The sequence below is a fragment of the Rhodoferax sp. genome, assembly GCF_018780565.1.
Taxonomy (GTDB): Bacteria; Pseudomonadota; Gammaproteobacteria; order Burkholderiales; family Burkholderiaceae_C; genus Rhodoferax.
Genome location: NZ_JADMJN010000010.1, coordinates 71,355 through 95,447 on the forward strand (window position 1 = coordinate 71,355; position 24,093 = coordinate 95,447).

The following is a 24,093-nucleotide window of genomic DNA, read 5'->3' on the forward strand; positions in this document are numbered from 1 at the left end:
ACGGGCGGCCTTGCGCCGCCCGTAAGTCCGATACTTATCAGAATGCAGGCTGGCAGGAATTGCCTGCACGTGCAGTCTTACCGACGTTGGAACCGGTCACGCCCGCCACCGGGGTGATGAACAAACCGGTCAGGTCGGTGATACCAGGGTTGCCCAGCGAGGAGTTGATCGCGGTGATCAATTCCTGACCTTCGGGGAACGCGGTGCCAGCGGTAAAGGCCACCAGCTCGTACCACATGGTGTAGGTGCCGTCGATCGCGTTGGCGCGCTGCTTGGCATCGGCTGTACCCGTGGCGGTGAAATTCGGCGACACACCGTCGAGCTTGGCAAACGCCCACTTGTCGGTACCCACCACCGGCACGTTTTCCATCGATACGATGCCCAGGCCGAACTCACCCGCGTTGGTGGCGTTGGTCAGGCCGGTTTTTACGCCGCCGGTCGAGGAGTTTTCAGCCACGTCCACCTTGGTCGTGCTGTTGGCAAGCCGTGCCGGGTTCAGCGCGCCACCGGCAATGCCGATTGCACAGGGCTTGTTGAGGAAACGCAGGTTGGAAGCCGACTGGGTGCCGGAAGTAATGGCGCGGCGCTCCAGCTGGATCTTGCCGGAAGTACCGGGCGGGGTAGCAACAGCGCCGAACAGCGTGCCATCCACATAAGGAATGTTGTCCAGATTGGCGATCGCAGTGTAGGTCGAAGCGGCCAGGTTGGGCTGGCAGGCGCCGGTCAGGTTGGGACTGGCCGAGGTGAAGGGTGCATCGTCACAAGTGGCGGCGATTTTGCCGGCGGCGATGTCGTTCTTCTGCAGCTGGTAATACAGCGGGTAGCTCACACCCACGCCAAACGCCTGGCCGATGTTGGTCGGGACTTCGCTGCCGATGGCGGAAATATCCGTGGTGACGTCCAGGTTCAGCTTGTTGATCACGTATTCGGTGTCGGAGAAGCCGCCCTCGGGGCGATCCGGCGCGGCAAATACGCTGGCGCGCAGCGCTTGGCCTGCGGTGAAGGTCTGGGTGGTGGTAGCACAGCCACGGTAGACGCCAACGCCGGGGTTGGCGAGACCGGACAGATCGATGCTCACCAATTCGGCGGCGCCATTGGCGCACTGGCCGGCAGCAGCCAGGCCTTCGATGTTGCTGGTGCGCTTGAGGTTGCCCGGCAGGTTGGGGTTGATTTCACCAGCAATCGAGATATGCGGCGTCACATAGTTGAAGGAACCGCCCTCAACCGTGTGGAACACCACGACTTTCTGGCCTTCCAGGGAACCGGCGCGGTCGTCATCGGTGTCGACCGTGCAGGTATAGGCCATGCGGTCACCCGCGCCGCCCGGCAGCTTGCCGGCGCTGGCGCTTTCCAGATAGAGGTGGGCGTCGCGCGTGCCGGGATTGGTGTGAGTGGCACCCAGCGCATCCTTGTAGGTCATGCCTTGGCACAGGGTCAGTGCACCCTTGTACACCGAAGCGGTGGGGGCAGAAGCGCCGGACAGCCACAGGCGAACGGTGCTGCCGTCCGCCTGGGCGGGAGTCAGGGCGAAAGCAGCGGGGGCGCCTGCCAGTACAGCAGCAGCCAGAGCGATTTGTTTCAGTTTCATGAGAGTTCCTTGAGGATTAAAGACAAGTGCGAAGAGATTGATTGACTTAAGCGCCACGGCCATTGCGGCGGCGCACGATCGCACCCATCAAGCCCAGACCAGCCAACAACATGGCGTAGGTTTCAGCTTCCGGCACGGCAGCAACGTTTGCGAAAGTAATCGTGCCGGCGGCGGCATTCACCGACCATTCGCCGAATTCACCAGTACCGATGCTGCCGTTGCCGTCCAAGTCAACGCCAAAAGCGGACTTGGCAGCCTGCGCTGAACCATTGCCTGCACCAACGGACAAAGACCAGAAGTTTTGTGCCGTGGCCAGGGTCTTGGTGGTGTCGCTTGTCTTTGTAAGCCAGGTGTCACCTTGAGTAGCGCCATTGACCGCACGGAAGTAGCTGTTGGCAACATCGGTCGAGAGAGCCGTGCTAGCGCCGTTGGCTTCCGTGACATGGGTGCCACGCAAATTGTTAGCGGTGACGTAGGAATTCATGTTCTGAAAGCCACCCAGATTAGCGTTGGTCAGGCTGGTATAGGTCGCCACATCGTTGGTGGTCAGGTAACGCGTATTAACGTTATCCAGCGCAATCACGTTGAATTCGATGGCGGCATCGTTGGTGGAAAAAGCCAGCAGGTCGTTCCAGGCGGAACCGTAGTTGGCGCTGGTCAAGTTCCAGGTCTGGGTATAACCAGCCTCGTTCTTGTGCGTCAGAAAATCATTCATGCTGACGCCCAGGTCGAACACGGCGGACATGTCGTCGCCACCCGCAGTAGCGGAAGTTCCGCCCTGGGAGATGAAGTTGACCAGCAGGCTCCCGTTGCCGGAAGTCGCGCCGTCCATGGCAGCGAACGACGATGCGGAAGTGGCCAGCAAAGCTGCCAATGCGATAAGTTTGAGTTTCATGTGTTTGATCCTGTCAAGTTGCTAAATTAGTGAAGAGTTGCTTTTGGTTTCCCAGATTCAAATCAACTCAAAATAAATTTAAGTCGACGGGAACTAATTTAATTTCCCAACATTTCAGGCGTTATGTGTCTTGGCTTGCATTTCGTAGTCCGTTCAGACATCGAAGAACCGGGTCTTCACTCACCTTGACCCATAAAAACAGGTCAATCCCAGCGTGAAACATGAAAAGTTAGCCATAAAAACAATAGCGTTTCGACACTGCTGCATGAATCAGCAAAAATCAGGTGAGGTCGCCGTGCGCCACCAGGCGCAGGGTGGTGGCCTTGCCAACAGCCTGGGCCCGGTTGTTCACATTGAGTTTGCGCATGATGTTCTGCAGGTGGTTCTTGACCGTGGGTGGGCTGATGTCCAGAATCTGCCCGATCTCCTGGTTGGTCTTGCCGCCCTTGACCCAGTGCAGCACCTGGATCTCGCGCTTGGACAGCAGGGTGACGGCGGCGACGTCGTCGGGCTTTCCGCTGCTCTCCTTGGCCAGCATGCGGTACAGAGCCATGTGCAGGTAGGGCATCAGCAGCTCCAGCAAATAGGCCTCGCGTGCGCCTGGCGAGGCAGCCAAGCCGACGAACACGAAAAAGCTGCCGAACTCACCTTTGATTTCCTTGGCACCATGGGCCGCCACGTGCCCGAATTCGTAGCGATTCAAATCTGCCAGAAGCTGGCGCCGCCCTACATGGCCGCCACCCTCCGGGCTGAGTAGCCAAGGCACACTGCCGGCGCGCAACCAGTCGTCCACAATGCGCGGCAGCAGCCCATTGGCGGGATCACCAACGGACTGCTCCAGTTGGGCGTTGAGTACGTTGCGGGAAAAAGTTTCGTGCTTGAAGCGTATGCGGGCAATATCGCCATAGGCGCAAAACAAGGTCTCATGGGGAATGAAGCCCTGCAAGGCACCCTGGGCCCACAGGAAAAACTGATGCCGCTTGTTGATCGTCAACGACGTTTCGATCGTGACGATCAAATGCTCCAAGTCCTGGTTATTCAAACGGACTGGCTTTTTCATCGCAAAGCCTCGCCAGGCTCAAACCGAAACACCCACTGCTCGTAGCGCGTCGCACCGGAAAAGGTCGAATCAGGTCCGGCAAACGTTGTCTTGAGCGCCTGGCTTTCCGAAAGGCTATGGATGCCTGCGATGCGGTCGCCCACCTTCACCAAGCCCCATTGCGCGCTGCCGGTGATCGGGTCGCGGTAGAGCTGGCGCAGGTGACGGTGTGGAACCGGAAAACGCTGATCTTCCAGCAGGTCTTCGAGTTTGAGCGGATACTGCTTCGCCGCGTCGGGCGACGAGGCGTAGTAGGAACCAATGGCCTGGCGAAACTGATTGCCGATGAACAGGAGTTCGGCTTCCTTCTCACGCTGAGCCGCCGTATGCCAGACCTGGCCAGCACTGCCCAGTAGCAGCCCCATGGCGGCAAGTGCGAACAAGACCAGGAGATACCCAAAGCCGCGCTGACCCCGGCGGTGACTGTGCTGTGCGCTACCACTGCGCATAGGGTCTCCCTTCGCCGCCGGCGCCACTTTTCACATCCCACACACCCGTGAGCTCGCTTGGCGGCGGCACAATGATCCAGGTGGCGGCGGTCTCGCTCACGGGGTCCACCGGCAATTTGCGCAGGTAGCGTTTGGTCACCAGCTCTTCCAGCTCGGCCGGATAGCGGCCGGTATCGGCATGGAACTTGTCAATTGAATCGCGCACCACCGACAGCGTCTCCATCAGTGCGGCTTCCCGGGCTTTCTCCAGGTGAGCGAAATAACGCGGCGTGGCGATGCTGAGCAGCGTGGCGATGATGGCCATGACCACCAGCAGTTCGATCAGGGTAAAACCGCGGCGCATGTCACCACTCCCGGTAGGCCGTGCCGTTGAGCCCGACGCGCTCGGAGCGCGAGTACACATCAAACACATCGTCCCCTTCTGCAGGAGCATCTGGCGGGCTGGCATAAGCGCGTTTGCCCCAGGTGTCGGCAGCGGGGACGTCGGGCTGCGGATGAAAGGGGTCACGCGGCAAACGGCGCAGGAAGAATATCTTGGCTTGCGCCGGGTTCTTGGCATCCTCCACGCCGCCTGCCAGCTCGTCCAGAGAGCGGGGATAGCCCGAGCCACCAGCCCGACGCTGCACGCGGCCTTCGTCCGCCGCACGCTTGTAGGTATCGAGTGCCTCACGAATCTGCCGCAGCGCGCTGCGCAGCTCGGACTCTTTGGCTCTTTGCAAACTGATCTCACCCAGCGGCACGGCGATGGAGGCAAGGATGCCGACGATTGCCACCGTCACCACCAGCTCGATCAAGGTAAAGCCGCGAGCGCGCCGCATCAGGGCCTCCTGGCTTCCGACGGGGGCGCGGGGATGAGGGCTCCCTCAGGCGCAGCCGGGTTGGTCGCCAGTTCTGCAGGTGTCGGCGGCGTTGCCGGAGGTGTGGGCTGCGCCCCGGCCGAGCGAGAGAACGACAGCGAAAGCCCGCGCGGCTCCGCCGTCTTCACTTGCAATGCAGGCGCCCCCACCGACAGCTCGGAACCAGCCGCTACGTTGGCCGACAAGCCTTCGGGGCGCGCCAGATTGCGTACGATGCGCGGCGTGATCAACAACACGATTTCCGTCTTGCTGCTGTTGTCCCTCTGGCTGCTGAAAAGACGCCCCAGCAAGGGGATGTCGCCCAGCCCCGGCAGGCGGTTGGCGCTGCTGCGCTCTTCGTCACTGATAAGACCGGCAAGCACCTGGGTTTCCCCATTTTTCAGGCGCAGCACGGTGGATGCGCTGCGCGTTCCCACCTGGTAGGCCAGCGAGCCGGCAGGGCCGGAAATCTCCTTGGCAATGCTGCTGACCTCCAACCCAACCTTGATGGACACCTCGTCGTCCAAATAGATATTGGGCTCGACGTCCAGCTTGAGGCCCACATCCAGATAGGACACCGAGGCTGCAACACCGACATTGGCCGTGGAGGTGGTTGTGAAAACCGGCAACTTGTCACCGATATGAATCTTCGCCTTTTCGCGGTTCTTGACGCGGATACGCGGGTTGGCCAGCATGTTGCCATCCCCCACCTGATTCTTGAGATTCAGCATCAAGGCCGGGTTGGAGACAAACGAGGTCAGGCCAGCGCGGTTTCGTAAGTCAACAAAGCCCGCCGCAAGTGCGCCGCCGAGGTTGGTGGTGGTCTCGGTCACGCCGTTGTTAACGATGGTTGAATTGCTGGTGGGTTGCAACTGACCGTAGCCAATCTGGTCCGGAAAGCGCAGCCCCAATTCCAGCAGCTTGCTGCGGGACATTTCCAGCACTTCCACATCAAGCATGACCTCCGGCTCGGCCATGTCCAGCGATTCCAGCAAGCGCTCGGCCAGGCGCACCGCCTCGACCGTGTCCTTGATCACCAGTAAATTGAGTTTCTCATCAGTGAAGATGTCTTTGGTTTTGACCAATGACTTCACCAGCGCCTGGGCTTGCTTCACATCGGCATTGGCAAGGTAAAAGCTTCGCGTCACCAGCTCCTGGTACTCCTTGGCTTTGGCGGGCGTGTTCGGGTAGACCAATACCGAGTTTTCGTTCAGCAACTTCCGCTCAAGCTGGTTGGTGACCAGAATCAGTTTCACCACTTCATCAATGCCGGTGTTGCGCACAAAGATCGTGACCTTGGTGTCTGTCTTGACATCCTTGTCAAAAACAAAGTTGAGTCCTGAGCTACGCGCAATGACTTCAAACACAGTCTTGAGGGGCGTGTCACGAAACTCCAGGGTCACCGGCTTGCTGTGGGCCGACTTGAGCGACTGTGCCGGCACCTCGGCACGCGTCAATTGCTCGCGCAGTTTTTGCAACAGGCGGCGAGCCTCGCCATGCGTCGGGTTTTCTGCCAGCACGCTTCTCAAGATTCGCTCTGCGCCAGCGTTGTCCCTCTTGCCAAGCAAGGCCTCAGCCTCGCGCACACGCGTCTCATGCCGCTGCTGGGCGGCAATCTCGGCAAGCCCATCGCGCACGCGCGGGTTGTTGGCATCGAGCTTTTGCACACGCAAGTAGAGGGCCTGCGCCGCCTCAATCCGCCCGGCGACACGCTCGGTGTCTGCCGCTATCAGCAGTTGGCCCGCCGCCAGGTCACGCTGGCGAAAATAGTGGGCACGCAATTCACGGTCGTCAGGCGCATCTCTCAGGGCCTTCTCCAGGCGGATCACGCTGTCGTCAATACGACCCTCGGCGAGCAGGGCACGGCTTTCCTTGATGGCCGGGTTGCCGGCGCACCCGAGAAACAGGAGTACGGCAAACAGCGTGGCAAGCCGGGCGATGGGTGTGGCGATTTTCAATTTGCGCTTCCGAATGTCAGGCGTTGTTTTTCATTGAGCGGCAGATAGACAAACGTCATGCCCGCCGGCGTAATTTCTTCAACCTTGTAGTCCGCCAAGAGGTCGCCCGCCCGCAGCAGATGCGTACGGACATCCTGGCCGACAAAGGCCATCACGACCCCCTCGTCCAGCACCTTGCCCAAATACCGGAAGGGCAAGGGCGGGGCTTTGGGTGGTGGCGGTTTTGACGGCGCTGGTGGTGGCGGCTGCCAGCTTCGGGATGAAAGGAGATCCGCAACCGGCGCTTCAAAACGGTCGCGCACCAGAGGCGTTTCCTGGTCCTTCGGCGGTGTGTGCGCGACCGTCGTAGCAGTGGCATTGCGAGCCGGATCCGCCAGCTCGACTTGTGGCACATCAAGGCCTGGCACGTCGAACAGCGATGCACCCAGGGTCGCAACCAATGCGGCAGCCAGCAGGATGTTGCGCAGGGATGGCATTCAGGATGCTCTCAAAAATAGCGTCATGCGCACACGCGCCTCGACCGAATCGCTACCCACGTCATCGCGGCGAAAGCTGATTTCGTCCAGCGCAGCCGAAGGCACCGCGTTCATGACCTCACCGATCCAGGCCCGCAGTTGCGGATAGCTGGCACGCGCGGGCAGCGTGATCTGGTAACGCAGCAAGCGTGCGCCACCGTCCCGGGCCAGGCGGTACTCTCCGTTGGCCAGCTTGACGCCATTGGCGGCAGCGGCGCGGTGAATGGCATCAATGGCCTCCATCGCACCCGTGCTGGCGGGCAGTCCGGCATGGAAGGCCAGCAAACGCTTGGCGGCCAACTCATCCTGATTGGGCTTCTGCACCAGACGCTGCCGCTGCGCCAAAGCTTGCGCGCGCAGTTCCGCAACTTGCGTGCGCGTCTGTACCACTCCCCCAAAGTGCCAACCGATGGCGCCGCCCAGCAGCGCGAGCCCGAGCACCACTCCCCAGCCATGGCGATACAGCTGATAGTGCATATGGGCAATGACGTGCTGGGGCGTCACGACGGAAGTCTCCACACCGCATCCAGAGAAAATCGAATGACCTTGACGGCACCCGCCTGCTTTTCTTCATGACCCGACAGGTATGCGGTTTCAATCAGGCTCGACTGGCGCAGGCGATTCACGTAGGCCACCACATCGGCCATCGCCTTGGCTTCGCCAGTGATGCGCAGCGTGCGCGTTTGCCCCTGACCCTCGACGCTCAGAATTCCGACCGCCGGATCCATCATCAACTCCATCTCGCGCAGCACCGCATCCCAGGGCAAACGCAACTGGGAGCTGACGCGGCCCATGGCTTTTGCATCATCCTGCGTCGCAGGCAATGCGCTTGTGCGCTGACGTGGGGCATCCGGCTTGGGCTGACGGGCCTGGCGCATCTGCAGGCGTTCCAGCTCTGCACGTACTTCGACATAGTCAACCGCAACGACGCTGGCCGCCACCATGCCCACAGCCAATACCAACAGGTCCAGTGGCGAGCCGAGGCGACGGTGCGCCATGAAATTGAGATTGAGTGCTTGCATCAGCCTCAGACTCCCAACGCCAGACGCTGGCCAACCAGGGATTGGCCAAACCGCAGCTTCGGCTTGAGCCACATAAACGGCAGGTCTCCGGTGGGCTGAGGAGCCTCCTCGCTGCCCGCCAGGTACAGGGGCGGCGAGGACTCGGTGAGACCGGCTGCGATGCCCATCTGCGCCATCATGCCCGGCAGTATGCGACGCCAGTCGCCATCGAGACGTTGGGTGTGCAGTCCGGCCCAGCGCCCTCCCTGCAACAGGCCAAGCGAGATGCAATCCGACTCGATCAAGCCAAACCAGGCGGCCCCGCCACCCAGGGACCTGCGCCACTGGTCAAAGGCCGAGGAGAAATAGGGCGTTACAGAGGCAAGTCGCACGCCGGCAGTTTCACAGGTGCTGCGCAGCGCATCCATCAGGGCGACATCGATGGCGCAGGCAGGCATGGTTGTGCCCGGCGGTTGCGGTGCATACAACATCTGCCAGTCTTCGGCAGCCTTGCCAAAGATTTCGCGAAAACGCAGCGAGGCGTAGGCAGTCAGTTCACTTGCCTGGGTCAGTCCGGCTCGCCACGGCAATAGCTGCCAGCGAACAAAACGCCCCGACAGCACAATGTGCAAGGTGATCTTGGTGGGACTCTGCGCAGCAAGCACACCGGCCAAGGCCTTGACAACCGGCCGCCAAGGCTCGGCTTGCGCCGCTGGTTCGCATTCGATTCGGGCGCAGCTCGCAGGCGTGCGCGACCATATACCCTCCGCCTTGACGAGCATGAGATGTTGCGTCGACAGGCCCACCCGCAAGGTTTGAGATTTAGGCGACCACACGATTGAGCTCCTGCAGCGTGGTTTCACCATGGCGGACAAGGTCAAGGCCGACATCGCGAAGAAGCCGCGTGCCTTTGCGATAAGCGGCCTCCTTGATGCGACGCACAGGCTCCCGTGTAACGATCATTTCGCGCAGTTCGTCATCCAGTATCAAAACTTCGGCCACCGCCTTGCGGCCCTTGAAGCCAGTCCCACGGCAGTGTGCGCAGCCGCGCCCGGCCCGGAAATTAAAGCCGGTCACATCGCTGATACCCGATACGGCCAGCAAGGCCGCGTCGGGCACATCATCGGCCACACATTCCAGGCAGCTGACGCGCACCAGGCGCTGTGCCACGATGCCATTCAGTGCCGCGACCAGGCTGTAGGGGTCTACACCCATGTGCGTAAATCGGCCCAGCACATCAAACACGTTGTTGGCATGCACCGTGGTCAAAACCAGGTGCCCGGTCAGCGCCGCCTGAACGGCAATCTGCGCCGTCTCGCCGTCACGAATCTCACCCACCATGATTTTGTCCGGGTCGTGGCGCAGGATGGAGCGCAGTCCGCGCGCGAAGGTCAACCCCTTTTTTTCGTTGACCGGGATCTGCAGCACCCCCGGCAACTGGTATTCAACCGGGTCCTCGATGGTGACGATCTTGTCGTGCCCATGGTTGATCTCATTGATGGCGGCGTAGAGCGTGGTGGTTTTGCCGCTGCCGGTAGGGCCTGTAGCGAGCAACATGCCATAGGGCTCGGCGGAAAGCCGATGCAGGGCCGACATGGTTGCCGCATCAAATCCGAGCGACTCCAGTCGCAGCCCAACCACCTTGTCAGAGAGGCGCTGCTTGTCCAGAATACGCAGCACCGCATCCTCACCATGAATGCTTGGCATGATGGAGACCCGGATGTCAATTTCGCGCCCATTGGCGGCGACTTTGAAACGCCCATCCTGCGGCACACGACGCTCCGCAATATCCAGTTCGGCCATGACCTTGATGCGCGAGATGATCTGCTCGGCGTTCTCCGTACCTTGCGTCCCGCCCACACTGGCCAAAACGCCATCGATGCGGTACTTGATGAAGATGCCATCCGGTGCAGTCTCCAGATGAATGTCGCTGGCGCCGGCCTTGAGAGCGTCATACAGCGTTGAATTGACCAGCCGCACCACAGGGCTGGCGTCTTCACTGATGCTTTTGAGCGAAATGTCTTCAGCAGCACTGCCCTGCTGTGTGGACTGCTGCATCGAAACCATGCCGTCCATGGCGCGCAGGGTTTCTTCATGGCGGGCCAGGTAAGCTGCGATGTCACCCCGATGTGCCAGGCGAATGTTCAGCGGGGCACGCAGACGCTCCTCGGCCCAATCGCGCAAGCCCAGGTCAAATGGATCGGCGAGCACCATGACCAGCCCCTGCGCACCACCGCGAAACAACAGGCAGTCGCGTTGCAAGGCCTCCCCGTAGGGCAACAAGTCAAAAGCCGGCTCCATGGCATGCATGTCAGAAAGCCCTGCCACGCGCAGATGCACGGTGGCCGCCAGCCGGCTTGTCAATACCTCCGAAAAAGCACCCTCGCCCTCATCAAGCACCTCGATCAATCGGCTACCCCGCGCCTTGGCAAGCGTTCGGGCCGCCCCGATTTCCGACGATGAATACGGTGCAGCAAAAAAATCGGCCTCGCGCGGTCCGTTCATCGGATGCTTTCAGCCAATTGAAAAATAGGCAAGTACATCAGGATCACAACGGCGCCAATCACAAGGCCCATCAACAGCATCAAAACCGGACCGAGCAGACGTGTTACCCATTCCGCCCAGCGCGCCATTTCTTCGTCGTGGAACGCGGCAATGCGCTCCATCATTTCCCCCATGTTGCCGGCGCGTTCACCGACCCGCAGCATGCGCAATGCAACCGCCGTCGTCAGGCCGCTGCTTTCAAAAGCGTGCGAGATCGCGTTGCCTTCGCGAATAGTCTGCGTGGCACCTGCGAGACGCGCCTGCAATGCCGCAGAAAGCAGCCCCACCACCATGTCAAGCGCGGGCACGATGGCAATGCCGCCGCGCAACAACATACCCAAAGTACGGTACATGCGCGCCAACTGGAAAACCCGCATGCGCTCGCCCACGGCGGGGATGCGCCACATCACGCCAAGAAAGCGCTGCGCCAACCTGCGGCCACCGCCATGCACCGCGCCCATGAGCAATGCCGCAGCAACACCAAGCAACAGCGGCCAGTATTTCTCCACCACCAGCCCCCACTGCAATAACAGCCGGGAGAGAAACGGAAGGTCGCCACCCATATCTTCATAAATATGGGAAAAGCGTGGCACCACATAGCCCATCAAAAAGAGAATCACCAACCCACTGACCGCCACCAGCAAGGCCGGATATATGGCCGCGCTCACGAGCCGTCCACGCAAGGTCTCGAGTTGTGTCGCGTACGCAATGTACCGACCCAGCGCCTCACCCAGGCCACTGGTGCGTTCACTGGCGCGAACCGTCGCCACATAAAGCGGGGGGAATGCCTGCGGTGTATCTTCCAGCGTGGCAGAAAACGTCCGCCCCTCCCGCAAAGCCGACACAATCCCGTCCAGGACCGCTCGCACCGCAGGGCGATTTTCTTTTTCAGCAAGCGTTTCAATGGCTTCCACGATGGTGATGCCAGAGTTCAGCAAGGAGAGCAATTCCTGACTGAAAAGCAGCAGCGGGAAACGCGCTGCGCCCGGTGTGCGCAAGCGACTCAGCAATGGCGCAGGCACAACCGACAGGACGGCATGACCCAGGGCCGTCACCTGGCGTTCAGCGTCCGCGGCGGTAGCGGCCTCCAGCATCGTGGTACCGACACCGGTATCCGGCTTCAGGGTTTTGACCAGGAATTGCATGCTCACCAACTGACGATGTCTTCGGCTTCGCCAGTGCCACCAGGTTGACCATCTTTGCCGTAGGAAAGCAAATCATATTCACCGTGCTCGCCCGGAAATTTATACACATAGGCATGTTGCCATGGGTCCAGTGGCACGCCCTTCTTGAGATAGGGACCAGACCACTTCGCCTCTGCGGCTGGACGCTCGTTCAGCGCAGACAAGCCCTGCTCGCTGGTGGGGTAATGACCCAGGTCCAGCCGATACTGATCAAGGGCTTTTTCCAATGCGTCTATCTGTGCGCGTGCGGTCTTGGTTTCAGACTTGCCAATCTGTGCAAAGAATTTAGGGGCCACAAATCCAGCCAGCATGCCGATGATCACCATCACCACCAGCAGTTCAAGCAAGGTAAATCCAGAGCTTCGTCTTGCGACAATGGGGCGCTTCAGTGTCATAGGGGGTGTTGTCATGTCAGAGGATTTCCGCTTTGCTGGAAACCGGGCCATGCGAATGAACCAGGAAAGATTCACAAACGCTGAAGGGCAGTCTATGTACCTTGTGTGACAGCGACGTTACATACCCCGACTGGTCTTTGAAATATTTCCGCAACATCCCGGAGCGAGAATCTGTTCGGTGAACAATCCCCATAACCGGCGCCCGCGAGCAGAGAAACAAGCATCGCAAATGGGCGCCCTGCTGGCGGTTGCGGTATTGACTTGCGGACTTGTCGTCACACCGGCGGCGGTGGCCGACATCTACCATTTCACCGCTGAGGACGGCACTTCACATTTCAGCGACAGGCCGTCAGACGCGCGCTTTCATTTGCTATTGCGTAGCGGTGACGCGCCACGTGCATCGCTTGCCGAAAAGCCGCCTCGCAAGGGCTTGCGCCACGCTAGGCAACACTTTGATGCAGCAGTTGCATTGGCGGCCAAGGCCAGCCGTGTGGAAGCAGAATTTCTGCATGCGGTGATCGAGATCGAATCTGGCTACAACCCCCAAGCTGTCTCACCCAAGGGCGCTCTGGGCTTGATGCAACTGATGCCGGCCACCGCACGTCGCTATGGCGTCTCCAACCCATTGGATATTGCGCAAAACCTGCGAGGCGGCGCCCACCTTCTGCGCGATCTGCTTGATCAATTCTCCGACGACAAGGAACTTGCACTGGCGGCCTACAACGCGGGGGCCGGTGCTGTATTGGCCCACGGACGACGTATTCCGCCCTATGCAGAAACCAGCCGCTATGTGCCTGCAGTGATGCAGCTCTACAAACGCCAGCGCAAAGCCGATCTGAATCCAGCTGACTGACTTTCGGAAAACCTACCTCTGGGTCACAGAAAAGCTGTAACCACTGCCCCTGACTGTTTGAATCAACACGTCATGGCCACATTGCTCCATTGCTGCCCGCAAACGCCGGATGTGCACGTCCACCGTACGCTCTTCGCCGAAATAGTGATCACCCCACACCTGATTGAGCAATTGCGTGCGGCTGTAGACGCGATCCGCGTGCGTCATGAAGAAATGAAGCAGGCGAAATTCCGTGGGCCCCAGCGCCAAGCTGACGCCAGCAGCTGTCACGCGCTGAGCGGCCGGGTCCAGGCGCAGCCCCCCCACCTCCACCGCATCTTCACTCGCCAGTGGAACCCGGCGGCGCAGCACAGCAGCTATCCGTGCGAGCAGCTCGCGCGGAGAAAATGGCTTGGTAATGTAGTCATCCGCACCGCTCTCAAGTCCGGTTATCTTGTCACGCTCATCGTCGCGTGCCGTGAGCATGATGATGGACACCTCACGTGTGCGTTGCTCGGAGCGAAGCAGGCGCGCCAGGTCCACCCCCGACATGCCCGGCAGCATCCAGTCGATCAACACCAGGTCAGGCAATGCGGCACGCGCCAATCCGTGTGCCACTTCGGCATCGCAGGCTCGCTGGACCACATGGCCGGCGCGCGACAAATTTACCGAGATCAACTCCTGAATGTTGGGATCGTCTTCCACAACAAGAATTTGCGCTGCCATTGATGGTTCTTTTGCTGGAAAAATGCTGAGCCTATTGCATCCACATGACGGTTTCATGAATCTGCAGCCTGGTCTAACGACCAGTATCCCGAACACAACAGGAATGATCTCTTGCGGACAAACGGACTATGCCCTTGGCGCCATCGCAACAAACGCCTGTAACACGGAAAGTGGACGATGGAGTCCTGCTGTCACCCAAGCCCAATTTTCAATCACTGTCAGGACTTTCATATGATTCACAAATCGCTTATGGCAATCGCTATCGCTGCCGCCCTCGCTGCCATGTCCCACGCTGCCGTTGCGCAAACCACAGGCCCCAGCACCAGTGCGGCCCCCTATATGCAGGGCATCGCTGCAGGTGTCAATTTCACATCCATCCTGACCACCGGCGACACTGTCGCCGGCTATCAGATGGCCGGCATCCCCGACGGCCTGGGTGCTTATGACAACGGCAACGGCACCTTCACCGTGCTGATGAACCATGAACTCGGCAGTGCCGACGGCATCATTCGTGCGCACGGCGGCAAGGGTGCATTCGTTTCTGAATGGATCGTCAACAAGGCCAACCTCAGCGTGGTTTCCGGTGGTGACTTGATCAAAAATGTCTATGGCTGGAATTCCACCACGCAGGCCTCGAATACCGTTGCCAGTGCGGCAACCTCATTCAACCGTTTTTGCTCCGCAGACCTGGCACCAAGCTCTGCTTTCTACAATCCGATTACTGGTTTGGGCACACAATCCCGACTATTCCTGTCGGGCGAAGAAGGCGGCACCAACGGCTACGCCATAGCAACTGTGGCCACTGGCCTGGCGAAGGGCAACACCTACGTGCTGGGCAAGATGAATCAAGCGACCAATGGCTCCGGCATCGCGGCAACTGGCGGCTGGGAAAACCTGCTGGCCAACCCGATTGCGCAAAACAAGACCGTGGTCATTGGCAGCAACGATGGCGGCACGGGCATGATGGCCAACTCGCTGGCCGTTTATGTGGGCACCAAGCTGGCCACCGGCTCCGACATCGACAAAGCCGGCCTGACCAACGGCGTGACCAAATTCATTAACGTTGCCGGCATCACCAGCGAAATCAACAATGCGACGACCCGCACAACCGGCATTGCTGACGGCACCCGTTTCAGCCTGAGTGCCACGACGTCCACTGCATTCTCACGCCCTGAAGACGGCGCCTGGAGCGCAGACGGCAGCAAGTTCTACTTCGTCACCACGGACCAGATCGACAAGACCAATCTGGCTGGCGGCACACAAAAGGGCGGCTCGCGCCTGTGGGAGCTGAGCTTTGACGACATCAGCAATCCAGATGGTGGCGGCAGCATCAAAAAGCTGGTGGACTCCAGTACCCTGCCCGGCGGTCTGGGCATTGCCAAGCTCAACATGGGGGACAACATCGGCGTCGGGAAAGACGGTGTCGTGTACATCCAGGAAGATGTGGGCAACAACGAGCACAACGACAAAATCTGGGCATACAACCCTAAAGACGGCAGCATGACCCTGGTCGCCAAATTCGATCCGGCGCTGTTTGGTGATGTCAGCATCAGCGGCACCTTCACCGCAGGCACTCACACCAAGGACGAAGAGTCGTCCGGCATTATCGACATCACCGACATCCTGGGTCGCAACGACGGCAAGCAATACAGCCTGCTGGTCGCACAAGACCACGCAAGCGCCACATCGCTGGGCCTGAGCAACCCAGCGGCCCTGGTCCAGGGTGGCCAAATGCTGGTGATGTCAACCACCCCGGTGCCAGAGCCTGAAACCTACGCCATGATGCTTGCCGGCCTGGGCATGCTGGGTGGCATCGCGCGCCGCCGTCGCAACCGCAAATAAGCCTGATTTGGGGCGTCGCCCCATCCCCTGATACCGAGGGCCGCAGCTTGCTGCGGCCCTTGTGCCATTCCAATGACACACCGCTGTCACATGCGCATGATTTACTCCAACGCTTAGCTGAAACCATGCGATCCGTCGCTTTGAGTAGAACCCGCATCTCCCATGTCCAAGACCCATGCCACCCTGTCGGCCGCTGCTTTGAACAAGCAGCCGGTGCCAGCATCGCTGGGTAGGGACAACCTGCTCAGCCTGCTGGAATCCATCATTGGGCCAGCGGCGTTTGTCTTCTCTCTATGGGCCCTGGCCTACCACTTCGAAGGTGAACTTCCCCCGCCGTATCTGATTCTTTCAACCCTTGTTTTCGCTCTGACTTTTCCCGGGCAGGCAAGGCTGCAATCGTCGTTGATGGCGGTGGTGATCGATGTTGCCGTGAACTGGGCCGGCATTGCGGGCTTGCTTCTGATCACGGGCATCGCCACGGGCTATATCAAGGAATTTTCAAAACTGGCGGTGACGACATGGCTCTGGGTGGCCCCGCTGACCGAGCTCGCCGCGTGCCTCGTTTTGCGCAGTTCCGCGCCCTTGCTGCTCAAACTGCAAGGCCCCAGGCAACGGGCCATTATTGTCGGGATGAATGAGCAAGGCATGGCATTGGCCAGCAAGATCAAGGAATCTCCCTACGCCCGCATCGAACTCGCCGGCTTCGTCGACAGTCGGAGTGCTGAACGTCTCACATCGCCCATTCCGCAAAAGCTGTTGGGCAAGCTGGGCGACCTGGCTGCGCTGGTCAAAGCAAACCGAATCCAGCTGATTTACCTGTCCCTTCCCATGGCGTCGCAGCCGCGCATATTGCAGGTTCTGGACGAACTCAAAGACACGACGGCATCCATCTATTTCGTTCCCGACATGTTCGTCACAGACCTCATCCAGGGGCATCCTGGATCAGTGTGCGGCATGCCCGTCATCTCGGTATGCGAGACACCGTTCAAAGGTACCGACGGGTTTCTCAAACGCATCAGTGACCTTGTCTTGTCGGCGCTGATCCTCGCCCTGGTGTTCCCATTGCTATTCATCATTGCCGTGGCGGTGAAGATGGGGTCCCCCGGACCCATCATCTTCAAGCAGCGTCGATACGGGCTGGACGGCCAGGAAATTCTCGTCTACAAGTTTCGTTCGATGACCGTCACGGAAGATGGCGGCGCCATCCAGCAGGCGCAAAAGAATGACCTGCGCATCACTCCCCTCGGCGCGGTATTGCGACGAACCTCGCTGGACGAGTTGCCACAGTTCATCAACGTACTTCAAGGCCGCATGAGCATTGTTGGTCCCCGGCCTCATGCAGTTGCCCACAATGAACTTTATCGCAAGCTCATCAAGGGCTATATGGTGCGGCACAAGGTGAAGCCAGGCATCACTGGCTGGGCACAGGTCAATGGTTACCGCGGTGAAACAGCCACATTGGACAAAATGCAGGGGCGTATTGATTTTGACCTTGACTACCTGCGCAACTGGTCGCTACGGCTGGACATCCACATCATTCTGAAGACCATCCGTTTGGTCCTCAAGGATCAGAAGGCCTATTGACCATGTTGGTGCGTCGCGACTCCTTGCTGCTTACAGCCCTGCTCGGCACACTCGGCGCTGCGCCAGCCTGGGCGCAGGCACAAGACACGTTAACGCTTATCGCGAGCCAATCCCTGTCCACCGACAGCAACCTGTTTCGGCTTCCCGCCCATGCCAACACGATGGCACTGATCGGCAAGTCCAGTGCAGCGGAACAGATCGAGTCAACATCGCTAACGCTCAAATTCAGCAAAGCCTACAGCCTGCAACGCTTCGAGCTGGCTGTGAACCTGATCGACTACCGCTACCAGAATTTCAACTATTTAAGTTTTACCGCACACAATTACAACGCGGCTTGGCGCTGGAGCTTTACGCCACGTCTTCACGGCAATCTGAACGCCGATCGCAGTGAAACGCTCAACAGCTTTTCTGACTTTCAGGGTTTCAATTTGCGCAATCAGCGCACCAACACCAGCAGCCGATTTAACGCGATCTATGAACTCGGTGGTCCATGGGAAGTGTTTGGCGGCGTATCCCGGACAACGCAAACCAATCTGCAACCCCTTCTGGCGGAAAGTGACTACGCGGCAAATTCAGCCGAGGCCGGTCTGCGCTTTGCACAGGCCTCGGGGAGTTCGCTTGCCTACACACTGAAAAACGCCAGCGGTCAAAACATTAACCGTGCGTATTCCCCAGCGGGCCTTTACGACGATGGCTTCAAGCAGGTCGATCATGCGCTGAAATTTCTTTGGGCCATCAGTGGCAACAGCACTGCCGATCTGACTACCGCCTACATTAACCGAACTCACGCGCATTTCTCCCAGCGCGATTACAGCGGACTCAACTCCGCCGTTAACCTCAACTGGAATATCTCGGGCAAGTCTGCGCTGTCTGCGGGCTGGGCGCGCGATCTCTCAAGCTATCAAACCGCCAGCACAAACTACAGCCAAACCGATCGACTGTTCATTGGCCCCGTCTGGCAACTCAGTCCCAAGATGGTCGCACGTGCGCGCTATGAAGTGGCCCGCCGCGAATACCTGGGCTCCCCCTCGGGTCTGGTGGCACCTCAACGCAGCGACACAACAACAGATGCCAGCGTATCACTCGACTGGCAGCCCAACCAATACCTTACGTTCAGCGCAACGCTACAAAACGCAAAGCGCGCCTCAACCTTGCCCGGACTTGACTACGACAGCCATATGGCCACTCTTTCCGCCCAATTCACTTACTGACCTTTCAACACCATGACCTCATTCAAAACCCGTTTTGCACTTTCAATTTTGACCACTGCCATGACGCTGGGTCTTTCAGCCTGCGGCGACAAGGACGACAAAAAAGTGGCCACCCAGGTGGCTGCCAAAGTTGGCTCCGAAGAAATTTCGGTTCACCAGATCAACCAGGCTCTTAGTCGCACCAACACCGCGGGGGCAACACCACAGGCCGTCCAGGCCATGAGCCGCGATGTACTGGAGAAACTCATCGATCAACAACTCGCGGTTGACCAGGCCACCGAAAACAAACTGCACCGGTCTCCTGAGATTGTGTCGCTGCTGGAAGCCTCACGCCGCGAGATCCTGGCTCGCGCTTACATGCAAAAAGTTGCGACGGCCCTGCCCAAACCCACGCCTGAAGAAATCAAAAAATACTACGTTGAGCACCCCCAGCTATTTGCTGAACGTCGCATTTTCAACGTACAGGAACTTCTCGTGCCATCGTCTGCCGGCGTGACAGAGCAGTTGAAGAGCTTTGCGTCTTCCGGCCAGCCGATGGAGGAAACTGCAGCCTGGCTCAAGAGCAAAGACATTAAGTTTGGCGGCGGTAGCGCCACCCGTGCCGCCGAACAGATTCCACTTGAATTGTTGTCCAAAATTCATGCCCTCAAGGACGGCCAGAGCCTGGTCGTTCAAGCGCCACAAAGCATCACCTTGATCCGGGTGGTGTCGTCACAGCTATCACCTGTCGCTGAAGCGGCTGGTCTGCCACGCATTGAACAATTTCTGACTAATCAGCGCGCCAGCGAAGCCGTGACGGCGAGCATCAAGCAACTGAGAAGCACCGCCAAGATTGAGTACATGGGCGAGTTCGTCAAGACAGAGGGCAACGCCGCTGCTGCGCCGGCGGGAGCCCCTGCTGTTCAATCTGCTGCCGCCGAAGACAAAACCAAATCTGCCATGGAAAAGGGTTTGGCCGGACTCAAGTAAGGCGACTTCCATTTCCGATCACCCCCCGCTTTTCAACCCGGACTTCCCCCTATGACTCAGCGCCTGTTTCGCATCCCGCATCTTTTGGTGGCGGTCTTTGTCGCACTTTGCGGCCTCAATGCCCACGCTCAGGCCAAGCCTGATTACCCGCTGGGCGCGGGCGACGCCATTCGCGTGCAGGTGTTCCAAAATCCCGACCTCACAATTGAAACTCGCGTATCGGAAAATGGTTCGATCACCTACCCCCTGATTGGCGCCGTCGATCTGGGGGGTTTATCGATTGCTTCCGCAGAGAGAAAAATTGCCGATGCACTACAAAAAGGGGGTTTTCTTCAAAAGCCCCAGGTCAATCTGGTGCTGCTACAGGTCCGCGGCAATCAAGTGGCGGTGCTGGGGCAGGTGTTGCGTCCAGGACGCTTTCCGCTGGAAACCGCCAACACGCGCCTGAGTGACATGCTGGCTAACGCTGGTGGGGCGACGCCAAGCGGCGACGATATCGCGATCGTGACGGGCATTCGCGAGGGCAAGTCGTTTCGCAAGCAAATTGACATTCCCGCGATTTATCTGTCTGACAAGCTGCAGGACGACATTGTTCTACAGGGAGGCGACAGCATCTACGTGCACCGGGCTCCTGTGTTTTACATCTACGGAGAGGCGCAACGTCCCGGATCGTTTCGCATTGAGCGCGGCATGACCATCATGCAGGCTCTGGCGCAAGGTGGTGGCCCCACAGCGCGTGGCAGCGAAAAGCGACTGCGCCTCCACCGCAAGGCCGCTGACGGTAGTACCCAGCAAATCGCACCCGAATTAACTGACACCGTGCAGTCCGATGACGTTATTTACGTCAAAGAAAGTATTTTTTGACCTGAGCTCCATGCCATGACTCTCCAACAATTCCTGCTCATCCTGCGTGCGCGCTACAAAGTGGCGTTGCTTACCTTGCTGGTGACCGTTGCCACTACCCTCATCATCAGTCTGCTGCTGCCCAAGCAATACACCGCAAGTGCTTCGGTGGTGCTGGACGTCAAGTCGCCAGACCCGGTAAGCGGACTCATGCTCCAGGGTCTGATGACACCAAGCTACATGGCAACGCAACTTGACATCATCAACAGCGATCGCACGGCCAAAGCTGTAGTCAAGGCACTGCGCATGGATGAGAGCCCCATCATGCGCGAACGCTGGGAAGCAGCAACGCAAGGCAAAGGCCAGATGATCGACTGGATTGCCAACTCGCTGCAAAAGACATTGGACGCAAAGCCTTCACGTGAAAGCAACGTCATCAACATCAGCTTTACGCTCACGGATCCCGATTTTTCGGCTGCTGTGGCCAACGCATTTGCACAGGCTTACATCAGCGTCAATCTTGACCTTCGACTGGCGCCAGCACGCCAATACGCCTCGTTTTTTGACGAGCAAACCAAGGCCGCACGCAGCAAACTGGAAAAAGCTCAACAGGCACTTTCTGACTATCAACAGAAAAATGGAATTACCTCCGCTGATGATCGGCTCGATTACGAAACCGCCAAACTGAACGAAACCTCCAGTCAACTCACCGGCATACAGGGTCAAACTACCGATAGTCAGAGCAAGCGGCAAAACGCCAAAGCCGACACCGTGGCAGAGGTCATGCAAAGCCCGCTCATCAATGGCTTGAAATCCGATATTGCACGGCTTGATGCCAAGCTAACCGAAAGCAATGTCAATCTGGGCAAGAACCACCCACAAACCCAGCGCACCGAGGCAGAGTTGTCCACCCTGAGGGCGCAGCTGGATGCCGAGACCCGGAAGATCACCAGTTCGATCGAAACAACTTACCAAGTCAGCAAACAGCGCGAACAACAATTGCAGGGCGCACTGGGCGCTCAAAAGACGCGCGTACTGGTGCTTAACAAGCAACGCGACGAACTCAATGTGCTGCGCCGCGACATCGAATCTGCCCAGCGCACCTTTGAATCCATGAGCATGCGGGCCTCGCAAAGCAATATTGAGAGCCAGACCAACCAGACCAACATCGCGATTCTCAATCCCGCATCCGCCCCAACCGAATCATCCAGGCCCCGCGTCGTTCTGAACGTTTTGCTTGCCGTCTTTTTAGGCACTCTGCTGGGCGTGGGTCTGGCACTGACACTGGAATTGCTCAACCGCCGTGTCCGCTCGGCACAAGACATGGCAGATGCGCTGTGCCTGCCGGTGCTGGGTTCGATCAGCTCGGCGCGCGGCATGCTCAAGCACGTCACACAACGCACATTGACCCAAACCGCCACACCCAAGGCACCCGCATGAACACTGTCACCAGCATCACCCCGCATCTTCACGCTGCTACGGGAGCGGCACGGTCCATTGGCGATATTCTGGTAGCCACCGGCCGTCTCAGCGCGGAAGATGCCGCCCGCATCTTGCTGCGTCAGCAAAAAGACAATCTTCAGTTTGGCGATGCCGCATTGGCTCTGAAGCTGTTGACTAAAGCTGACATCGATTTTGCCCTGTCCAAACAGTTTGATTACGCCTATCTGTCCGAGCAGGACGCCAGCCTGAGTCCTGCGCTGGTTGCAGCCTACAAGCCTTTCAGCATTGTGGGTGAAAATTTGCGCGCAGTACGCAGCCAGCTCATGCTGCGCTGGTTCAATGGTGCCCCAATGCACAAAGCGTTGGCCGTGGTAAGTCCTGGTCGGGGCGATGGTCGCAGCTTTGTTTCAGCGAATCTGGCCATCGTGTTCGCCCAGCAGGGTCAACGCACCTTGTTGATTGATGGCGACTTGCGGGCGTCGTCCAGCCAGGGCCAGCATGCCTTGTTCAAACTTGGCAAGGGGGCTGGACTGTCAGGCATTCTGGCCGATCGGGCGAACCTGGAGGCGGCCTTGCCTGTACCCGGATTACCCTACCTGTCCGTGCTGCCATCGGGCGCAATGCCGCCCAATCCGCAGGAACTGCTGGGACGCCCCAGCTTTGATCAGTTGTTACTCTGCGCCGGCGAAAAATTTGATGTGATCATTCTCGACACGCCCTGCGGAAACGAATACGCCGATGCGGAAATCATCGCCTCGCGAGCTGGTGCGGCACTGATGGTCGCCCGCAAAAACAAAAGTCTGGTTCCGCAGGCTACACAAATGGCGCGCCGACTGCAGGACTGCGGCGTGGCCTTGGTGGGATCGGTGCTCAATGATGACTGAAAAACCATTTTTGAAAACGCTCACGCTGCAGCAGGGCCGCAGCGCCCAGTGCGGCACCTGCCGCATCGGAGGCCAGATCGTCCAGCCCGGCGCTGCGGCCGGGCAAGTACATCTGATGCCACTCGTCCAACGCACCCACGAGCACAGCACCCCAAAAGGACAGCAGCAGCATGCGCCAGCCGTAGAGGCCACTGGCAAAGCCTATGGCGCCAGCCAACACGGCGAACACCGCTGCATGCACCAGCTTGTCCCACGGGGCGGGCACCAGCCCCACCGCCATGGGCTGGGCTCCACCCATAAAGATGCCCAGTAGCAATCCAACGGTCAGCAGCACCGCCACCATTTTCAAAGCACGCCTTAACCAGCGAATCGAGATTTTTGTGAACACCCACACCCCCAACATTTATCGTGGCAAGCCTGTCCCGCACTGGCGCGCAGAATTGTTGACTTGGCTGCCCATCATTATCGGACTGGTGGTGATGTACGGGCCAAGTCTGGTGGATCTATTCACGGGTATCTGGAGCCAGGACGAGCAATTGCATGGCCCCATTGTGTTGGGCATAACGGTGTGGCTTCTTTACCGCAAATGGCCAGCCATGGAAGCAGCCAGCCACTGGGAGCCTACCAACTCATGGGGTTGGCCTGTATTTCTATTGGGCGTAGCTCTGTACGCAATAGGTCGATCACAAGACATCCTGATGTTTGAGATTGGGTCCATCGTATGGCTGCTGGTCGGCCTCTTGCTGCTGCAGCGCGGTGTTGCGGCGCTCAAGGCGCAATGGTTTGCCCTGTTTTTCATGCTGTTCATGGTACCGCTGCCAGGGCAGATCGTGGACATGGTGACCATGCCTATGAAGATGGCCGTCTCTTACGCGGCGGAGCAGATTCTGTTCTTGGCTGGCTACCCCATTGGCCGCAGCGGCGTCATTTTGCAAATCGGGCAATACATGTTGCTCGTAGCCGATGCCTGTGCCGGTTTGCACACACTGCTAACTCTGGAAGCCCTCGGCCTTCTGTACCTCAACTTGGTTCGGCGCGATTCCCTGGTCAGAAATGTGGGGCTGGCCATATTGATTGTGCCCATCTCCTTTACCGCCAACGTCATTCGTGTCATGACACTTAGCCTGATTACCTATCACTTTGGCGACGCCGCCGGTCAGGGGTTCTTACATGGCTTTGCAGGCATGGTGCTATTTTTAAGTGCCCTGCTTCTCATCATTGGCTTCGACACAGTCTTGCAAACCTTGGACGAGTACCGCCAACGACGCCAGCCCAAGTTGGCCGGAGCCTGACAC

At 58.9% G+C, this 24,093-nt stretch carries 25 protein-coding genes; 9 read left to right on the forward strand and 16 right to left on the reverse strand.

Annotated elements, in window-relative coordinates; translation table 11 throughout:
* Window positions 1-37 precede the first annotated feature (37 nt).
* The 14 genes from IV109_RS14260 to gspG all read right to left on the reverse strand — a co-directional run bounded on the left by IV109_RS14260 (window position 38) and on the right by gspG (window position 12,479).
* On the reverse strand, window positions 38-1,588 hold the full coding sequence (locus IV109_RS14260; RefSeq protein ID WP_296697624.1) for a hypothetical protein: 1,551 nt from the start codon (window positions 1,586-1,588) through the stop codon (window positions 38-40).
* A 46-nt stretch (window positions 1,589-1,634) separates the two neighbouring features.
* Window positions 1,635-2,483 carry a PEP-CTERM sorting domain-containing protein gene (locus IV109_RS14265; protein WP_296697629.1) on the reverse strand — a complete coding sequence of 283 codons (849 nt, stop codon included), beginning with the start codon at window positions 2,481-2,483 and terminating at the stop codon, window positions 1,635-1,637.
* 280 nt (window positions 2,484-2,763) lie between these two features.
* Window positions 2,764-3,543, reverse strand: a complete 780-nt coding sequence (epsA, locus tag IV109_RS14270) for an XrtB/PEP-CTERM-associated transcriptional regulator EpsA (protein WP_296697634.1) — start codon at window positions 3,541-3,543, stop codon at window positions 2,764-2,766.
* On the reverse strand, window positions 3,540-4,031 hold the full coding sequence (locus IV109_RS14275) for a type II secretion system protein (RefSeq protein WP_296697637.1): 492 nt from the start codon (window positions 4,029-4,031) through the stop codon (window positions 3,540-3,542). Before IV109_RS14275 ends, epsA begins: the two co-directional genes overlap by 4 nt.
* On the reverse strand, window positions 4,018-4,374 hold the full coding sequence (locus tag IV109_RS14280) for a type IV pilin protein (RefSeq protein ID WP_296697640.1): 357 nt from the start codon (window positions 4,372-4,374) through the stop codon (window positions 4,018-4,020). Before IV109_RS14280 ends, IV109_RS14275 begins: the two co-directional genes overlap by 14 nt.
* Window position 4,375: 1 nt before the next feature.
* Window positions 4,376-4,849, reverse strand: coding sequence for a type II secretion system protein (locus tag IV109_RS14285; RefSeq protein ID WP_296697643.1), 474 nt, complete (start codon window positions 4,847-4,849; stop codon window positions 4,376-4,378).
* Window positions 4,849-6,825 carry a secretin N-terminal domain-containing protein gene (locus IV109_RS14290; protein WP_296697646.1) on the reverse strand — a complete coding sequence of 659 codons (1,977 nt, stop codon included), beginning with the start codon at window positions 6,823-6,825 and terminating at the stop codon, window positions 4,849-4,851. Before IV109_RS14290 ends, IV109_RS14285 begins: the two co-directional genes overlap by 1 nt.
* A complete protein-coding gene (locus IV109_RS14295; RefSeq protein ID WP_296697652.1) occupies window positions 6,822-7,301 on the reverse strand; it encodes a hypothetical protein in 480 nt (159 codons plus the stop codon). The genes IV109_RS14290 and IV109_RS14295 overlap by 4 nt, the downstream gene beginning before the upstream one ends.
* Window positions 7,302-7,844 carry a hypothetical protein gene (locus IV109_RS14300; protein WP_296697654.1) on the reverse strand — a complete coding sequence of 181 codons (543 nt, stop codon included), beginning with the start codon at window positions 7,842-7,844 and terminating at the stop codon, window positions 7,302-7,304. It abuts the gene before it with no gap.
* A complete protein-coding gene (locus IV109_RS14305) occupies window positions 7,841-8,362 on the reverse strand; it encodes a PilN domain-containing protein (protein ID WP_296697658.1) in 522 nt (173 codons plus the stop codon). Before IV109_RS14305 ends, IV109_RS14300 begins: the two co-directional genes overlap by 4 nt.
* 5 nt (window positions 8,363-8,367) lie before the next feature.
* The gene (locus IV109_RS14310) at window positions 8,368-9,177 is read right to left on the reverse strand and encodes a hypothetical protein (RefSeq protein WP_296697663.1); all 810 of its coding nucleotides are present in this window, start codon (window positions 9,175-9,177) and stop codon (window positions 8,368-8,370) included.
* Window positions 9,164-10,846 carry a GspE/PulE family protein gene (locus tag IV109_RS14315; RefSeq protein WP_296697670.1) on the reverse strand — a complete coding sequence of 561 codons (1,683 nt, stop codon included), beginning with the start codon at window positions 10,844-10,846 and terminating at the stop codon, window positions 9,164-9,166. The genes IV109_RS14310 and IV109_RS14315 overlap by 14 nt, the downstream gene beginning before the upstream one ends.
* Window positions 10,843-12,030: a type II secretion system F family protein gene (locus IV109_RS14320; RefSeq protein ID WP_296698547.1), complete on the reverse strand. Its 1,188-nt coding sequence runs from the start codon at window positions 12,028-12,030 to the stop codon at window positions 10,843-10,845. The genes IV109_RS14315 and IV109_RS14320 overlap by 4 nt, the downstream gene beginning before the upstream one ends.
* 2 nt (window positions 12,031-12,032) lie before the next feature.
* The gene (gene gspG, locus IV109_RS14325) at window positions 12,033-12,479 is read right to left on the reverse strand and encodes a type II secretion system major pseudopilin GspG (RefSeq protein WP_296697673.1); all 447 of its coding nucleotides are present in this window, start codon (window positions 12,477-12,479) and stop codon (window positions 12,033-12,035) included.
* Between the two features lie 163 nt (window positions 12,480-12,642).
* On the opposite strand from gspG, the gene IV109_RS14330 reads away from it, so the two are divergent.
* The gene (locus tag IV109_RS14330) at window positions 12,643-13,317 is read left to right on the forward strand and encodes a lytic transglycosylase domain-containing protein (protein ID WP_296697677.1); all 675 of its coding nucleotides are present in this window, start codon (window positions 12,643-12,645) and stop codon (window positions 13,315-13,317) included.
* Between the two features lie 12 nt (window positions 13,318-13,329).
* On the opposite strand, the gene phoB is transcribed toward IV109_RS14330, so the two are convergent.
* Window positions 13,330-14,022, reverse strand: coding sequence for a phosphate regulon transcriptional regulator PhoB (gene phoB / locus IV109_RS14335; RefSeq protein ID WP_296697681.1), 693 nt, complete (start codon window positions 14,020-14,022; stop codon window positions 13,330-13,332).
* Between the two features lie 249 nt (window positions 14,023-14,271).
* Between phoB and IV109_RS14340 the strand changes: the two genes are divergently transcribed.
* From IV109_RS14340 to epsG, 7 genes are all read left to right on the forward strand, one after another.
* A complete protein-coding gene (locus IV109_RS14340) occupies window positions 14,272-15,864 on the forward strand; it encodes a PEP-CTERM sorting domain-containing protein (RefSeq protein ID WP_296697686.1) in 1,593 nt (530 codons plus the stop codon).
* Between the two features lie 162 nt (window positions 15,865-16,026).
* Window positions 16,027-17,448: an undecaprenyl-phosphate glucose phosphotransferase gene (locus IV109_RS14345; protein ID WP_296697690.1), complete on the forward strand. Its 1,422-nt coding sequence runs from the start codon at window positions 16,027-16,029 to the stop codon at window positions 17,446-17,448.
* Between the two features lie 2 nt (window positions 17,449-17,450).
* Complete coding sequence (gene epsL / locus IV109_RS14350) at window positions 17,451-18,659, forward strand: XrtB/PEP-CTERM-associated polysaccharide biosynthesis outer membrane protein EpsL (protein ID WP_296697695.1); 1,209 nt, start codon at window positions 17,451-17,453, stop codon at window positions 18,657-18,659.
* 12 nt (window positions 18,660-18,671) lie between these two features.
* Window positions 18,672-19,628 (forward strand): EpsD family peptidyl-prolyl cis-trans isomerase, encoded by a 957-nt coding sequence (locus IV109_RS14355; RefSeq protein WP_296697699.1) that lies wholly within the window; start codon window positions 18,672-18,674, stop codon window positions 19,626-19,628.
* Window positions 19,629-19,679: 51 nt separating this feature from the next.
* Window positions 19,680-20,492 (forward strand): polysaccharide export protein EpsE, encoded by an 813-nt coding sequence (gene epsE / locus IV109_RS14360; protein ID WP_296697703.1) that lies wholly within the window; start codon window positions 19,680-19,682, stop codon window positions 20,490-20,492.
* Window positions 20,493-20,507: 15 nt separating this feature from the next.
* Complete coding sequence (epsF, locus tag IV109_RS14365; RefSeq protein ID WP_296697707.1) at window positions 20,508-21,911, forward strand: chain length determinant protein EpsF; 1,404 nt, start codon at window positions 20,508-20,510, stop codon at window positions 21,909-21,911.
* Entirely contained in the window at window positions 21,908-22,798 is an 891-nt protein-coding gene (gene epsG / locus IV109_RS14370) for a chain length determinant protein tyrosine kinase EpsG (RefSeq protein ID WP_296697709.1), read from the forward strand. Before epsF ends, epsG begins: the two co-directional genes overlap by 4 nt.
* Here the strand turns inward: epsG and IV109_RS14375 are convergent.
* Window positions 22,785-23,186: a VanZ family protein gene (locus tag IV109_RS14375; RefSeq protein WP_296697711.1), complete on the reverse strand. Its 402-nt coding sequence runs from the start codon at window positions 23,184-23,186 to the stop codon at window positions 22,785-22,787. The genes epsG and IV109_RS14375 overlap by 14 nt on opposite strands.
* Here IV109_RS14375 and xrtB point away from each other — a divergent pair.
* Window positions 23,179-24,090, forward strand: coding sequence for an exosortase B (gene xrtB, locus IV109_RS14380; protein ID WP_296697714.1), 912 nt, complete (start codon window positions 23,179-23,181; stop codon window positions 24,088-24,090). The genes IV109_RS14375 and xrtB overlap by 8 nt on opposite strands.
* The last annotated feature ends 3 nt before the right edge of the window (window positions 24,091-24,093 follow it).

Bases quoted from the DNA above. Each gene is read 5' to 3' on its own strand.
- IV109_RS14260 (WP_296697624.1), bottom strand. From the start codon at position 1,588: ATGAAACTGAAACAAATCGCTCTGGCTGCTGCTGTACTGGCAGGCGCC.
- IV109_RS14265 (WP_296697629.1), bottom strand. From the start codon at position 2,483: ATGAAACTCAAACTTATCGCATTGGCAGCTTTGCTGGCCACTTCCGCA.
- epsA (WP_296697634.1), bottom strand. From the start codon at position 3,543: ATGAAAAAGCCAGTCCGTTTGAATAACCAGGACTTGGAGCATTTGATC.
- IV109_RS14275 (WP_296697637.1), bottom strand. From the start codon at position 4,031: ATGCGCAGTGGTAGCGCACAGCACAGTCACCGCCGGGGTCAGCGCGGC.
- IV109_RS14280 (WP_296697640.1), bottom strand. From the start codon at position 4,374: ATGCGCCGCGGTTTTACCCTGATCGAACTGCTGGTGGTCATGGCCATC.
- IV109_RS14285 (WP_296697643.1), bottom strand. From the start codon at position 4,849: ATGCGGCGCGCTCGCGGCTTTACCTTGATCGAGCTGGTGGTGACGGTG.
- IV109_RS14295 (WP_296697652.1), bottom strand. From the start codon at position 7,301: ATGCCATCCCTGCGCAACATCCTGCTGGCTGCCGCATTGGTTGCGACC.
- IV109_RS14305 (WP_296697658.1), bottom strand. From the start codon at position 8,362: ATGCAAGCACTCAATCTCAATTTCATGGCGCACCGTCGCCTCGGCTCG.
- IV109_RS14315 (WP_296697670.1), bottom strand. From the start codon at position 10,846: ATGAACGGACCGCGCGAGGCCGATTTTTTTGCTGCACCGTATTCATCG.
- IV109_RS14320 (WP_296698547.1), bottom strand. From the start codon at position 12,030: ATGCAATTCCTGGTCAAAACCCTGAAGCCGGATACCGGTGTCGGTACC.
- gspG (WP_296697673.1), bottom strand. From the start codon at position 12,479: ATGACAACACCCCCTATGACACTGAAGCGCCCCATTGTCGCAAGACGA.
- phoB (WP_296697681.1), bottom strand. From the start codon at position 14,022: ATGGCAGCGCAAATTCTTGTTGTGGAAGACGATCCCAACATTCAGGAG.
- IV109_RS14340 (WP_296697686.1), top strand. From the start codon at position 14,272: ATGGCAATCGCTATCGCTGCCGCCCTCGCTGCCATGTCCCACGCTGCC.
- IV109_RS14345 (WP_296697690.1), top strand. From the start codon at position 16,027: ATGTCCAAGACCCATGCCACCCTGTCGGCCGCTGCTTTGAACAAGCAG.
- epsL (WP_296697695.1), top strand. From the start codon at position 17,451: ATGTTGGTGCGTCGCGACTCCTTGCTGCTTACAGCCCTGCTCGGCACA.
- IV109_RS14355 (WP_296697699.1), top strand. From the start codon at position 18,672: ATGACCTCATTCAAAACCCGTTTTGCACTTTCAATTTTGACCACTGCC.
- epsE (WP_296697703.1), top strand. From the start codon at position 19,680: ATGACTCAGCGCCTGTTTCGCATCCCGCATCTTTTGGTGGCGGTCTTT.
- epsF (WP_296697707.1), top strand. From the start codon at position 20,508: ATGACTCTCCAACAATTCCTGCTCATCCTGCGTGCGCGCTACAAAGTG.
- epsG (WP_296697709.1), top strand. From the start codon at position 21,908: ATGAACACTGTCACCAGCATCACCCCGCATCTTCACGCTGCTACGGGA.